The sequence below is a fragment of the Methylobacterium sp. 1973 genome (genome assembly GCF_040545035.1).
Taxonomy (GTDB): Bacteria; Pseudomonadota; Alphaproteobacteria; order Rhizobiales; family Beijerinckiaceae; genus Methylobacterium; species Methylobacterium fujisawaense.
On the sequence record NZ_JBEPLA010000001.1, the window covers coordinates 180,997 to 194,304 of the forward strand.

9 protein-coding genes and 1 tRNA gene are annotated in these 13,308 nt (G+C 70.7%); 5 read left to right on the forward strand and 5 right to left on the reverse strand.

Annotated features, from left to right (window positions below; all coding sequences use genetic code 11):
- Window positions 1-39 precede the first annotated feature (39 nt).
- Complete coding sequence (locus ABIC70_RS00905) at window positions 40-1,410, forward strand: pentapeptide repeat-containing protein (RefSeq protein ID WP_354438628.1); 1,371 nt, start codon at window positions 40-42, stop codon at window positions 1,408-1,410.
- A 62-nt stretch (window positions 1,411-1,472) separates the two neighbouring features.
- Here ABIC70_RS00905 and ABIC70_RS00910 read toward each other — a convergent pair whose 3' ends face one another.
- Both ABIC70_RS00910 and selA read right to left on the reverse strand, forming a co-directional pair.
- A complete protein-coding gene (locus ABIC70_RS00910; RefSeq protein WP_043760232.1) occupies window positions 1,473-1,943 on the reverse strand; it encodes a MarR family winged helix-turn-helix transcriptional regulator in 471 nt (156 codons plus the stop codon).
- Window positions 1,944-2,066: 123 nt separating this feature from the next.
- Window positions 2,067-3,509: an L-seryl-tRNA(Sec) selenium transferase gene (gene selA / locus ABIC70_RS00915; RefSeq protein ID WP_354438630.1), complete on the reverse strand. Its 1,443-nt coding sequence runs from the start codon at window positions 3,507-3,509 to the stop codon at window positions 2,067-2,069.
- A 187-nt stretch (window positions 3,510-3,696) separates the two neighbouring features.
- Between selA and ABIC70_RS00920 the strand changes: the two genes are divergently transcribed.
- The 4 genes from ABIC70_RS00920 (at window position 3,697) to ABIC70_RS00935 (ending at window position 9,309) form a co-directional block, all read left to right on the forward strand.
- Entirely contained in the window at window positions 3,697-5,127 is a 1,431-nt protein-coding gene (locus tag ABIC70_RS00920) for a mannose-1-phosphate guanylyltransferase/mannose-6-phosphate isomerase (protein WP_179697668.1), read from the forward strand.
- 130 nt (window positions 5,128-5,257) lie between these two features.
- On the forward strand, window positions 5,258-6,271 hold the full coding sequence (locus ABIC70_RS00925; protein WP_354438632.1) for an SDR family oxidoreductase: 1,014 nt from the start codon (window positions 5,258-5,260) through the stop codon (window positions 6,269-6,271).
- Between the two features lie 72 nt (window positions 6,272-6,343).
- Window positions 6,344-7,183: an alpha/beta fold hydrolase gene (locus ABIC70_RS00930; protein ID WP_354438633.1), complete on the forward strand. Its 840-nt coding sequence runs from the start codon at window positions 6,344-6,346 to the stop codon at window positions 7,181-7,183.
- Between the two features lie 437 nt (window positions 7,184-7,620).
- Window positions 7,621-9,309 carry a methyl-accepting chemotaxis protein gene (locus ABIC70_RS00935; protein WP_354438634.1) on the forward strand — a complete coding sequence of 563 codons (1,689 nt, stop codon included), beginning with the start codon at window positions 7,621-7,623 and terminating at the stop codon, window positions 9,307-9,309.
- Window positions 9,310-9,775: 466 nt separating this feature from the next.
- Here the strand turns inward: ABIC70_RS00935 and ABIC70_RS00940 are convergent.
- The 3 genes from ABIC70_RS00940 to lon all read right to left on the reverse strand — a co-directional run bounded on the left by ABIC70_RS00940 (window position 9,776) and on the right by lon (window position 13,130).
- A tRNA-Val gene (locus ABIC70_RS00940) sits at window positions 9,776-9,851 on the reverse strand.
- Between the two features lie 61 nt (window positions 9,852-9,912).
- On the reverse strand, window positions 9,913-10,632 hold the full coding sequence (locus tag ABIC70_RS00945; protein WP_354438635.1) for an aspartate/glutamate racemase family protein: 720 nt from the start codon (window positions 10,630-10,632) through the stop codon (window positions 9,913-9,915).
- 71 nt (window positions 10,633-10,703) lie between these two features.
- Complete coding sequence (lon, locus tag ABIC70_RS00950; RefSeq protein ID WP_043357208.1) at window positions 10,704-13,130, reverse strand: endopeptidase La; 2,427 nt, start codon at window positions 13,128-13,130, stop codon at window positions 10,704-10,706.
- Window positions 13,131-13,308 lie beyond the last annotated feature (178 nt).

Genomic DNA, 13,308 nt, shown 5'->3' on the forward strand with positions numbered 1-13,308 from the left:
TGTCTGGCGTCCGGTCGCGCGTTCCGGCAAGGAACGACCATGGACCAAGCGACCCCACCCGATGCACGACCGGACACTCCGGTGGAGTCGCGGCTGCGCGCCCTCCTCGACCGGATCGCCGGCGGGGCGCCCCTGCATGAGCCGGGCGCGGACCTGTCGCAGCTGAGCGCCGGGCCGGACGCGCTCGCCGCACAGCCGGACGCCGGCATCGGCACGGACGTCGAGTCCGGCGGACTGGCGCTGGCCGGTGCGGACCTGTCCCGTGCCCGCATGGAGCAGGCCGACCTCTCCGGCGCCAACCTGCGCCGGGCACGCCTCGCCGGCGCCGTCGGACGCTCGACGCGCTTCACCGGCGCGATCCTGGAGGAGGCCGACCTGTCCGAGGCCGACCTCTCGGGGGCGGACTTCACCGGCATCGTCGCCGGTCAGGTGAAGTTCGCCGGGGCGATGCTGGAGGATGCCCGCTTCGGGCACGCCGCGATGCGCTTCGCCGACCTGTCCGGCGCCCTCCTGGACGGGACCGATTTCGCCGAGGCCGACCTCTGGGGTGCGGATTTCTCCGGGGCGGATGCGGACGACACGGTCTTCCGCGGGGCGCGGCTCGACGAGGCCAAGCTCACCGACGCCAATCTGACCCATGCGGATTTCGCCGAGGCGAGCCTGACCAAGGCGTCGCTCGCCGGCTCGCGACTGCGGGGGGCGCATTTCACCGGGGCGAAGCTCGACGGTGCCGATCTTTCGGGCGCGGATCTCTCGGACACCGACCTCGTACGGCTGAACCTCGGCACCTGCCGCCTGCGGCATGCCCGCTTCGCCGGCGCCTGGCTCAACGGAACGCGGATGAGCGTGGAGCAGCTCGGCGGGGCGGTGGGCGAGGAGGTGGCCGGCGCCTACGAGGCCGCCCAGGCGAGCTATCTCGCCCTGGAGCAGAACTGGAAGAGCATCGGAAGCCACGACGCGGCGAGCTGGGCCTACAAGCGCGGCCGGCGGATGGGCCGCTTCCATGCCGGCCAGCAGGCCCGCGCCGCCTGGGGCGCCCGGGACGGGGCCGGCTTCCTGCGCCACGGCTATCGCTGGACCGCGGACCGCTTCGTCGAGTGGCTGTGCGATTACGGCGAGAGCCTGTCGCGCATCGCCCGGGCCTTCGCCCTGCTGATCGTGGTGTTCGCGGGCCTCTTCGGGCTCACCGGCGGCCTGTTCATCCTGGAGGGGCCGGAGGCGGGGCCGACCTACAATCCCCTCGACCTCCTGAGCTACAGCGCGCTCAACATGATGACCGCCAACCCGCCGGAGATCGGCCTCAAGCCCACCGGCCGCGTCACCAACCTGCTGGTCGGCATCGAGGGCGGCGTCGGCATCATCCTGATGGGGCTCTACGGCTTCGTCCTGGGCAACCGCCTGCGGCGGTGAGGCCGATCGCTCCGGCGCGGCGCAAGCGGCTCATCGCGGCTCATCGCGGCTTCGAGGGCACCTCAGTCGCTCACGCTGAGCCGCTCGATGACGAGGCTGAGATCCTTGCGGAGGGCGCGGATCTCCGGCTCGCTGAGTTCGAGCTGGCACATCACGCTCTCGCGGACGGACACCGCGTCGGCGCGCAAAGCGGCGCCCTCGGGCGTCAGGGCGATCTCGACCTCGCGCTCGTCGGACTGGCGGCGGGTCCGGAGCAGGAAGCCCGCGCCCTCCAGGCGCTTCAGCACCGGTGTCAGCGTGCCGGAATCCAGACGCAGGCGCCGGCCGATCTCCGACACGGTGACGCCGTCCTGCTCCCACAGCACCAGCAGGACCAGATATTGCGGGTATGTCAGTCCGAGCCGCTCGAGCAGGGGCCGGTACGACTTGGTCATTCGATGCGCGGCAGCATAGAGCGCGTAGCAAAGCTGGTTATCGAGAAGCAGCGGATCCGTCTCCGGCTCCGCCTCAGCCGTATCGGCAATATACGCCATATCGTTCGCCCATCGCGGTCCACGCACCGCCACTCTCGACCGCGACCGCAGGTCCGTCATCATACCATAACACGGGATGCCGGCGCGCAAGATCCAGACGTGTGATCCGTTCTCTCAACAACCCTATGTGGTTCGTCGCCCGTCTTCGGCGCGCGTCAGCGCCGCCAGGGCGGCGAGGAAGCCGGCCTCGTCCTCCAGGGTCCGGAGGTCGAGGCGGACGGCCTCGTCGCTGATGCGGCCGATCACCGGCACCGGAAGCCGGCGCAGATCCTCGGCGAGCCGCCGGCACCGCCCGCCGCCGCCCCGTCCCCCCGGGGCGTTCGGCGTCAGGACCAGGGCGGCGCTGGGAAGCGTCTCCACCGGCAGGGCGCCGGATCCGATCTGACTGATGCAGTCGGCGACCGAGACCGTGGCCCGGCCGGCGACCCGCTCCGCCACCGCGGGGGCGAGGCGCTCGGCCTGTGCGGCGATCGCGTCCCGCTCGCGGGTGAGGAGCCGCAGGGTCGGCAGCTCCGCACGCAGCCGCTCGGGATGCAGATAGAGCCGCAGCACGGCTTCGAGGGCCGCGTAGGTCATCTTGTCGACGCGCAGGGCGCGCTTCAGGGGGTTCTTGCGCACGCGGGCGATCAGGTCCTTCCGGCCGGCGACGATGCCGCACTGGACCGCGCCGAGCAGCTTGTCGCCGCTGAAGGTCACGACATCCGCCCGCTCCAGGGCGGCCCGGACCGTGGGCTCGGGGGGCAGGCCGTAGGCCGCGAGGTCGACGAGGCTGCCGCTGCCGAGGTCGTCCGCCAGCGGCACGCCCCGCTCCCGGCAGAGGGCGTGGAGGGCGACGGGATCCGCCGCCGCGGTGAAGCCCGCGATGGCGTAGTTGCTCGGATGCACCTTCATCACCAAGCCGGTGCGGGGCCCGAGGGCCTCCGCGTAGTCGCGCAGGTGGGTGCGGTTGGTGGTGCCGACCTCGCGCAGGCGGCAGCCGGCCCGCACCATCACGTCCGGCACCCGGAACGAGCCGCCGATCTCCACGAGCTCGCCGCGGGAGACCACCACCTCCTTGCGCATGGCGAGCGCGTTCAGCACCAGCAGGACCGCCGCCGCGTTGTTGTTGACGACCACCGCGGCCTCGGCGCCGGTCAGGCGGCAGATCAGCGCCTCGACATGGTCGTCGCGCTCGCCGCGGGCGCCGGTCGCCAGATCGAATTCGAGGTTGCTCGCCTGCACCATCACGGCGGCCACCGCCTCCGCGGCCGAGCGGGGCAGCAGGGCGCGACCGAGATTGGTGTGGAGCACCGTCCCGGTCAGGTTGAAGACCGGCCGCAGGGACGGGCGGCGCTCGGCGGCGAGCCGCGCGGACGCTTCGGCCCGGATCACCGCCGCGTCCGGGACGGGGCCGCCCCCGGCCCGGATTCCCGCCAGAACCGTCCGGATGGCGTCCGTGAAGGCCGTCCGTCCGTAGGTCTCGAGTTCCGCGGGCGACGCGGCGCCGACGAGGCGCTCCACCGAGGGGATCCGGCGCGGGGACGGCACCGGATCGTCGGCCGGGGGGGTGGGGACGGGCGCATTCATGTCAGGTCAGAAATAACCATCCCCCGGCACGGAGCCAGTCCGTTCCGGCGCGGATAATGCGCGCAGGTTGTTCAGTCTCCGCCCCGACGGTAAGGGCAGATCTGGAAATCGGCGGCCGAGAGTCCATCGCACCCGCGCGGGGCGGGCTCGGCCGCGCCCCCGCCGAGCCCTCTCGGGAGACGCCGCCATGTCCCGATCTTCGATCCAGATCCACCCGATGATCCTGTGCGGGGGGACGGGGACGCGGCTGTGGCCGGCGTCGCGGGAGAGCATGCCCAAGCAGTTCGCCCGGCTGGTGGATGCCGAGCGCTCGACCTTCCAGGCGACGCTGGCGCGGGTGTCGGACGCGTCCGTCTTCGCCAGGCCCACGGTCATCGCCTCGGCGGAGGCCCGCTTCATCGTCGCCGAGCAGCGTGACCAGCTGGGTCTTGCCGCCGACATCCTGCTGGAGCCGCAGGGCCGCGACTCGGCCGCCGCCGTGGCGGTGGCCGCACTGCATGCCGCCGCCGCCGACCCGCAGGCCGTGGTGCTGATCCTGGCCGCCGACCATGTCGTGCCCGACACGGAGGCCTTCGTCGACGCGGTGCGGCGCGCGGCCGCCGGCGCCCAGGCCGGCTACACCATGACGCTCGGCATCGAGCCGGACCGGCCCGCCACCGATTACGGCTACATCCGCCGGGGCGAGCCGATCGCCGAGGCGCCCGGCGCGGCCCGGGTCGCCCGCTTCGTCGAGAAGCCCGACCGGGCCGGCGCCGAGGCGCTGATCACGGACGGCGCCCTGTGGAACTCGGGCTACTTCCTGTTCCGCGCCGACCTGATGCTGGCCGAGCTGGAGGCATTCGTCCCCGAGGTGCTGGCGGCCGCGCGCGCGGCGCTGGAGGCGGCGGTGACCGACCTCGACTTCGTGCGCCTCGATGCGGCGGCCTTCGCCCGGGCGCCCAAGATCTCGATCGACTACGCGGTGATGGAGCGGACCGCCCGGGCCGGGGTGCTGCCGGTGTCGTTCTCGTGGTCGGATGTCGGCACCTGGGACGCGGTCTGGCAGGTGCTGGACCACGACACGGAAGGCAACGCCGTGCGGGGCCGGGTGTCGCTGATCGGCACGAAGAACAGCCTCGTGCACAGCCAGGGCGAGGGCCTGACCGCGGTGGTGGGCCTGGAGGACGTGGTGGTGGTCTCCACCCCCGACGCGGTGCTGGTGGCCTCCAAGGCGCATTCGGGCCAGGTGAAGGATCTGGTCAACGCCCTGCGGGCCTCGGGCGCACCGGAGGCGGACGCGCATCTGCGGATGTACCGGCCCTGGGGCTGGTACCAGCGCATCGACATCGGCGAGCGCTTCCAGGTGAAGCGGATCCAGGTGGTGCCGGGCGGGCGCCTGTCGCTGCAGAAGCACTACCACCGGGCGGAGCACTGGGTCGTGGTGCGCGGCACCGCCGAGGTGACGATCGACGACCGGGTGGTGCTGGTCCACGAGAACGAGGCGGTCTACCTGCCGATCGGCTCGATGCACCGGCTGGCCAATCCGGGGAAGATCCCGCTGGAGCTGATCGAGGTCCAGGTCGGCTCCTACACCGGCGAGGACGACATCATCCGCGTCGAGGACATCTACGGACGCTGAGCGCGCAGGACCCGACGTCCCTGCGACCCGATCGCCCGCAGACGCGCTCGGAACATGCGGCCTCCCCGATCGATAGCACAGCGTGTGGCCGCTTCCGTGCGGCCGCGCCGGGCAGCATCGGGGATACCGCATGACGCATAAGCCGCTCCGCGCGCAGGTGATCGTGATCACCGGCGCCTCGTCGGGCATCGGCCTCGCCACGGCCCGTATGGCGGCCGAACGCGGCGCCCGGGTGGTGCTGGCGGCGCGCAGCGGCGACGCCCTGGCGCGCATCCGGGCCGAGATCGAGGGCGTCGGCGGCAAGGCGATCGACGTCGTGGCCGATGTCGGCCGGCGGGCCGACGTGCAAGCGGTCGCCGACCGGGCCGTGGCGACCTTCGGCGGTTTCGACACCTGGGTGAACGTCGCGGGCGGCTCGATCTACGGCCGGCTGCGCGAGATCAGCGACGCAGACCATGAGCGCCTGATCCAGACCAACTTCTGGGGCACCGTCTACGGGTCCCTGGTGGCGACCGAGCACCTGCGGCAGCACGGTGGCGCCCTCATCAACGTCGGCAGCATCGCCTCGGATCTCGCCTTCCCGTACCAGGGCATGTACGCGGCCTCGAAACACGCCGTGAAGGGCTTCACCGATGCCCTGCGCATGGAGCTGATGGACGAGAAGGCGCCCGTCTCGGTGACGCTGGTCAAGCCGGCCTCGATCGACACGCCCCTGCCCCAGCGGGCGCGCAACTACATGGACCGCGAACCGAGCCTGCCGCCTCCGATCTACCCGCCGGAGGAGGTCGCCAACGCCATCCTGCACGCGGCTGTGCACCCGCAGCGCGACATCATCGTGGGCGGGGCCGGCAAGGCCTTCGTGGCCGGCAAGGAATTCGCACCCGGGGCCTACGACCACCTCAGCTCGGCGATCATCGCCCTGCAGAAGCGGAGGGACGCGCCGCGCAATCCGGATGGCGCCCTGCATGCGCCGGTGGCGGCCGGCGAGACGCGGGGCGACCCGCCCGTCCCGGTCATGCGGACCAGCGCCTATACCCGTGCGAGCCTGCACCCCCTCGCCGCCGCGGTCGGTCTCCTCGGCGTCGGCGCGGTCACGGCCTTCGCGGTGCTCGGCCCATCGTCCGGGCGCCGGCGGCGCCTGTAAGTGGCCGCTGCCACGGAAGCTCTACCCGGCGCCGCTCGGCCGGCGCAGGGAGCCGGGGCCGATCCCCGGATCGTGCCGCGCCGGATCGTCGCTTTGGCGCAGGACCGGACGATCGCCTACGCGGAGACCGGCACCGGACCGGATCTCGTGGCGATCCACGGCACGTTGATGTGCCTGGAGGACGTCTGGCTCGGCCCCGTGCCGGCACTGGCCGAGCATTTCCGCGTGGTCGCCGTCGACCGACCGGGCCACGGCTTCAGCCGACGCCCGCGGGGCGCCGCCGCCGACATCTGGGATCAGGCCGCGAGCATCCGGGAAGCCGTGCAGCGCCTCGGCCTGCGGCGGCCGGTGATCCTGGGTCACTCGTTCGGCGGGGCCGTCGCCCTGGCGTACGGGATGCTCCATCCGGAGGAGATTGCCGGCGTCGTGGCCCTGGTGCCGATCTGCTTCCCGGAGCCGCGGCTGGAGCAGGTGCTGTTCGGGCCGCGGGCGCTGCCGTTCGGCGGCGACGCTCTGTCGGCCCTCCTGGCCGCGAGCAGCGACCGGATGCTCCTGCCGCTCCTGTGGAACGCGATGTTCTTTCCCGAGGCGATGCCGCCGCGCTTCGCCCGGGACTTCCCGTTCGATCTCGCGGGTCGCCCGGGGCAGATCACCGCCGAGGGGGAGGATGCCGGCTGGCTCTGGCCGGCGCTGACCCGCAGCGTCCTCGGCTACCCGTCGCTGCACCGGCCCGTCCGCATCCTGGGCGGCAGCGCCGACCTGGTGGTGAACACCACCCTGCACGGACAGCGGGCGGCCGGGATGATCCCCGGCGCGCGGTTCGAACGTCTGCCGGACGCCGGCCACATGCTCCATCATTTCCAGGCCGCTGCGGTCGTGCGCGCGGCCTGCGCGGTGCAAGCCTGCGCCTGACGCGTCCGGCGGCCCCGCGCGTGGCGAGGGTGCTTGAAGATGCTGCCCCGTGCAGATCCCGATCAGTCCACCGGACATGGCCCGATCACGGCCCGATCACGGCCCGCGACGGGAATGTTCCGATCCAACGACGCGCCGTTCACCTCGATCCAGCCCGTTATCGCTGCCCGTCGCTGCCCGTCGCCGCCGCCGTCGCTTTGACCGCCCGGCTTCCCGCGCAATAAATCTCAGCCGACCCGGAACTTTTCGCCTTCGCATGCGTCGGGCACGCGGATGCGGTGCCGCCAATCCCTGCGCGCGCCCGAAACCTCTTGCGCACACAAGTCGAAAATCGCGACACCAAGGAAAAAAACGCGCGATTAGGATTTTCTTTATCCGATACGCCGAAGATTGAGCACGTAATTCCAGCTCAATCACCTCGGATACTGGCGATCCACATGCCCCGCCTGACAATCGGCCGCAAACTGATTTTGTCGTCCGCCGTGACGGCCTTGTTCGCTACTGGCGTGATCTACAACCAATGGAACAGCGACCGTCGGATCGCGGAAGCGACCGACGCCGTCGCCCGGGAGCAGACGATCCTGACCGGGATCTCGCAGGCGCAGGTCGCCCTGAACCGGATCCAGCTGAGCTTCAAGGCCGTCGATCTGGCCCGGACCGCTTCCGAGGCCGACGCGGCCGTCACCCGGGCGGCCAAGGAAGCCGAGCAGGCGTCACGCGGCCTCGAGCGCCCGATCGCCATCGCGTTGAAGCCGCAGATCCTGCGTGACAGCGGGACGGCGTTGCAGGATCTGGCCGGCGCCGTGAGGACCTATGCCGACGCCGGACGGACGGACCTGCGCGGCGGCGCGGTCGATCCGGACGCGGCGAACGCGGCACGACGGTCGATCACGGAGCAGATCGCCCGGGCCGAGGGCATGATCGATCAGGCCGTGGCCAACGCGCGCGGCTTCACCGACAAGGCCATGGAGACCACGACCGAGCAGGTCAGCGCCGCGACGCGCTTCGGCCTCTTGGCGGGTGCGGCCATGCTGCTGAGCCTGCTCACGGCCGCGATCCTGCTGATGCTCAACATCCAGCGCCCGATCACCCGCTTGGTGGCGGTGCTGGAGCGCATGGCCGCCGGCGAGATCGACGCGGAGATCCCCGAAAGCCAGCGGGGCGACGAGATCGGCGCGCTCGGCCGCGCCGTCGACAACATCAAGACCATGGTCGCCCGCAAAGCCGCCGAGGAAGCGGAACTCCGGCAGATCGCCGATGCGGCCGCCGCGGCGGAGCGCCGGCGCACGATGGTCGAACTGGCCGACAGCTTCGAGCGGGCGGTCGGCGGCATCGTCAGCATGGTCTCTTCGTCCTCCACGGAGTTGCAGGCCACGGCGGAGCAGATGACCGCCAATGCGAGCCAGACGGCCGCGCAATCGACCACGGTCGCCGCGGCGGCCGAGGAGGCGGCGGCCAATGTCGGGACCGTGGCGGCAGCCGCCGAGGAATTGGGCACCTCCGTGCAGGAGATCGGCCGGCAGGTGGCCGGCTCGGCCGGGCTCGCCCAGGCTGCGGTGGCAGAGGCGGACCAGACCACGCGCCTCGTGCAGGAACTCAGCCAGGCCGCCGAGCAGATCGGCGCGATGGTGGGAATGATCTCGAACATCGCCGGCCAGACCAACCTGTTGGCCCTCAATGCGACGATCGAGGCCGCCCGGGCGGGAGAGTCGGGCCGCGGCTTCGCCGTGGTGGCGGCCGAGGTGAAGGAGCTGGCCAATCAGACGGCACGGGCCACCGAGGAGATCGGCCGGCGGATCGGGCAGGTGCAGGGCGTGACCGACCAGGCCGTTTCGGCCATCGGTGGGATCACGGGGCGGATCCGCGAGATCAACGACGTGGCCTCCAGCATCGCGGTGGCCGTCGAGCAGCAGAGCGCCGCCACGCAGGAGATCGTGCGCAACGTGGCGCAGGCTTCGAGCGGCACGGCCGAAGTGACCGGCAACATTGCGGGTGTGGCCCGCGCCTCCGAAGACACGGGCGCAGCCGCCGCGCACGTCCTCACCTCGGCGTCCGAGCTGTCGCAGCAATCCGAACATCTGTCGGCCGAGGTGCGGCGCTTCCTGACCACCGTCCGGGCGGCCTGAGCCAGCCCGGCAGGCCTCCTCGCGATGCCCTATCGGGTCGCGCCTGGCGGTGCGACCCGATCGGCCGAAGCGTAAGGCCGGCCTCGAGGTCGCGCTTCACACGACGTGCGCTGATCGGCCCTCGATACGCCAGACCGGCACATGGCTCTCAAACGGTTGCAATCATTGACGTTCGGACGCGCTGCCGCTCAGCCCACAGATCGATGCTCCACCCCGGGCCAAGTGGCGCGCGGACAGATGCGCAGGATCGAAAGGTGCGCATTGGCCCTAGGTCCTGCCGCAGAAGACGCCGTCGAAACCGACGCGCCGCCGGACCGCGCGTGATCCCCTCCGGGACCTCGTAACGAGGCCGGCTCGCCCCCTGGCGCGCTTTGCCGGCTCGGTGGCGTGGCGGTGCCGTCAGAACGGTCCCCGTGCAGGACGTGCGACCGGTGAAACGGCCAGCTCCGCGAAAGAGGGAGGTTTCTGGTGGGCGGTGAGGGACTCGAACCCCCGACCCTCTCCGTGTAAAGGAGACGCTCTACCAACTGAGCTAACCGCCCGGCCGGCGACCGTTACGGCATGGCGCCGGTGCGGTGCAAGGGGCTCCGTTTCGGATCGGCGTCAGGGATCGACGAGCCGCGCCGCCAGTGCCGGCGCCAAGCCAACGCTCTCCACGGGCTCTGGCCTGAACCGGACCGTCCCGGTCGCACCCGCTGCCAGAACCGCACGGGTTCCCGCCTCGACCGAGCAGATCAGCGGAACGGGAACCTGCGCCGCGATCCGCCGCGCCAGTCCCGCGAGGCCGGCACCCCCGAGAATGACGCGCTCGGCGCCGGACGCCGCGCAGGCGCGGCAGGCCTCGGCCAGGGTCGCCAGGGCGGCGTCCGGATCACGGGCGATGGCGCCACCGCTCGGAGCCACCGTGTGGAGCGCCGCCAGAGCATCGGACAGGCCGAGGGCCGCCACGAATTCCCGCAGCATCGGCGCCCAGGCCGCGCCCCCAGTGACGATGCCGAAACGGCCCGCCGCGGCGGCCTCGCGACAGGCGGCTTCCGCCATGCCGATGACCGGCACGCGCGACAGCTCCCGTAGGGCGAGGAGACCCGGATCGCCGAAGCAGGCCAGATACACCGCGTCGCACTCAGCCCCATGCTCCGCGAGGGCGTCGAGCGCCGCATGGCCGGCGATGGATGCGGCAGCCCGGCTCGCGATGTAACGCGCCCCGAAGCGGCCTGTGACGGCGCGCAGTTCCGCTTGGTCACCGAGTTGCGCACGGACATGGGCGGCGACGAGGTCGGTGACATGCGCGCTGGTGTTCGGGTTGATCAGCAGGACGCGCATCCAAGCCTCCACGCATGAAAAAGCCCCCGGGGCGCGAAGCTCCGGGGGCTCGTCTCATTCGGACGTCTTCGTCAGTGGGCCACGAAGGCGGCGCCGTCTTCCTCGGTCCGGGCAGGCTTGGCCACCGGCAGCGGCTCTTCCCACTCGATTGCCTCGGGCTGACGGACCAGCGCCTTCTCCAGCACCTGATCCATCCGCGAGACCGGGACGATCTCCAGCCCGTTCTTCACGCTGTCGGGCACCTCGGCGATGTCCTTGGCGTTCTCCTCGGGGATCAGCACCGTCTTGATGCCGCCGCGCAGCGCGGCGAGCAGCTTCTCCTTCAGGCCGCCGATCGGCAGGACCCGACCGCGGAGCGTCACCTCGCCGGTCATCGCGACGTCGCGGCGGACCGGGATCCCGGTCAGCGTCGAGATGATCGCGGTGGCCATGGCGATGCCGGCCGACGGACCGTCCTTCGGGGTCGCCCCCTCCGGAACGTGGACGTGGATGTCGCGACGCTCGAAGAGCGGCGGCTCGATCCCGAAGTCGATCGCCCGGGAGCGGACGTAGCTCGCCGCCGCCGAGATCGACTCCTTCATCACGTCCTTCAGGTTGCCGGTGACCGTCATCTTGCCCTTGCCGGGCATCATGACGCCCTCGATCGTCAGCAACTCGCCGCCGACCTCGGTCCAGGCCAGACCCGTGACCACACCCACCTGATCGTCCGCGTCGATCTCGCCGTAGCGGAACTTCGGCGGGCCGAGGAAGACCGGAAGGGTCTCCGTCGTCACCGCGACCGACTTGGTCTTGGTGATCAGGATCTCCTTCACCGCCTTGCGGATCAGGTTGGACAGCTCGCGCTCCAGGTTCCGGACGCCGGCCTCCCGCGTGTAGCGGCGGACCAGCATCATCAGCCCGTCATCGTCGATCGACCACTCGTGCGTCCCCAGCCCGTGCTTCTTCAGGGCGTTCGGGATCAGGTGCTTGCGCGCGATCTCGACCTTCTCCTCCTCGGTGTATCCGGCGATGCGGATCACCTCCATCCGGTCCATGAGCGGGCCCGGGATGTTGAGGGTGTTGGCCGTGGTCACGAACATCACGTTCGAGAGGTCGTAATCCACCTCCAGGTAGTGGTCGTTGAAGGTGCTGTTCTGCTCAGGGTCGAGCACCTCGAGGAGCGCCGCCGACGGATCGCCGCGGAAGTCCATGCCCATCTTGTCGATCTCGTCGAGCAGGATGAGCGGGTTCGAGGTCTTGGCCTTGCGCATCGACTGCACGATCTTGCCGGGCATCGAGCCGATATAGGTCCGGCGGTGACCGCGGATCTCGGCCTCGTCACGGACGCCGCCGAGCGACATGCGCACGAACTCACGACCCGTCGCCTTGGCGATGGACTTGCCGAGCGAGGTCTTGCCGACGCCGGGGGGACCGACGAGGCACAGGATCGGACCGGTAAGCTTATTCGCCCGCTGCTGCACGGCGAGGTACTCGACGATCCGCTCCTTGACCTTATCGAGGCCGAAATGGTCCTCGTCGAGCAGCGCCTGGGCGCCGAGGAGGTCCTTCTTGATCTTCGAGCGCTTGCCCCACGGGATGCCGAGCATCCAGTCGAGGTAGTTGCGCACGACGGTCGCCTCGGCCGACATCGGCGACATCTGGCGCAGCTTCTTCAGCTCCGCCGTCGCCTTGTCGCGGGCCTCCTTGGAGAGCTTGGTCTTCTCGATCTTCTCTTCCAGCTCGGCCAGCTCGTCGCGGCCATCCTCGGAGTCGCCCAGCTCCTTCTGGATCGCCTTCATCTGCTCGTTCAGGTAGTACTCGCGCTGGGTCTTCTCCATCTGCCGCTTGACGCGGGTCCGGATGCGCTTCTCCACCTGCAGCACGGAGATCTCGCTCTCCATGAGCGACAGCACGCGCTCGAGGCGCTGCGCCACCGTGGGGGTCTCCAAGATGCCCTGCTTGTCGGAAATCTTGACGAGCAGATGCGAGCCGATCGTGTCGGCGAGCTTGGACGGCTCGTCGATCTGGGTCACGGCGGAGACGACCTCGGGCGAGATCTTCTTGTTCAGCTTGACGTAGTTCTCGAACTCCGAGAGCACCGAGCGCGCGAGCGCCTCGGCCTCGACGCGGTCGCCGAGTTCGTCGTGCAGGGCCTCGGCGGTGGCCTCGTAGTACTCGTCCGAGCGGGTGAAGCCCGTGACCTTGGCGCGGCCGACGCCTTCCACCAGCACCTTCACGGTGCCGTCGGGCAGCTTCAGGAGCTGGAGGACGGAGGCAAGGGTGCCGATCTTGTAGATCGCATCGGTGGCCGGATCGTCGTCGCCCGCGTTGATCTGGGTGGCGAGCAGGATGTGGCGGTCGGTGCGGACCGCTTCCTCAAGGGCGCGGATCGACTTCTCGCGCCCCACGAACAGGGGCACGATCATGTGCGGGAAGACGACGATGTCGCGCAGGGGGAGGACGGCGTAGGTGCCCGTCGTGCCCGGGACCACCGGCTGGCGCGATTTCGACTGTGACATGCTGACTTCCTCTCAGGGACGCCCGGGTTCGGCACCTCCAAGCATGGAGCGCGCCTACAGCCAGGGGCCGACCGGGCCGCGAGGGTCGGAATTTCGAAAACTTTGCGGCTGGTGACGCGGACCGGACCTCGAAGGAGCGTGCGGCCACCGCGCTGAGCCTGAGGTGGCTGCGGGGCGC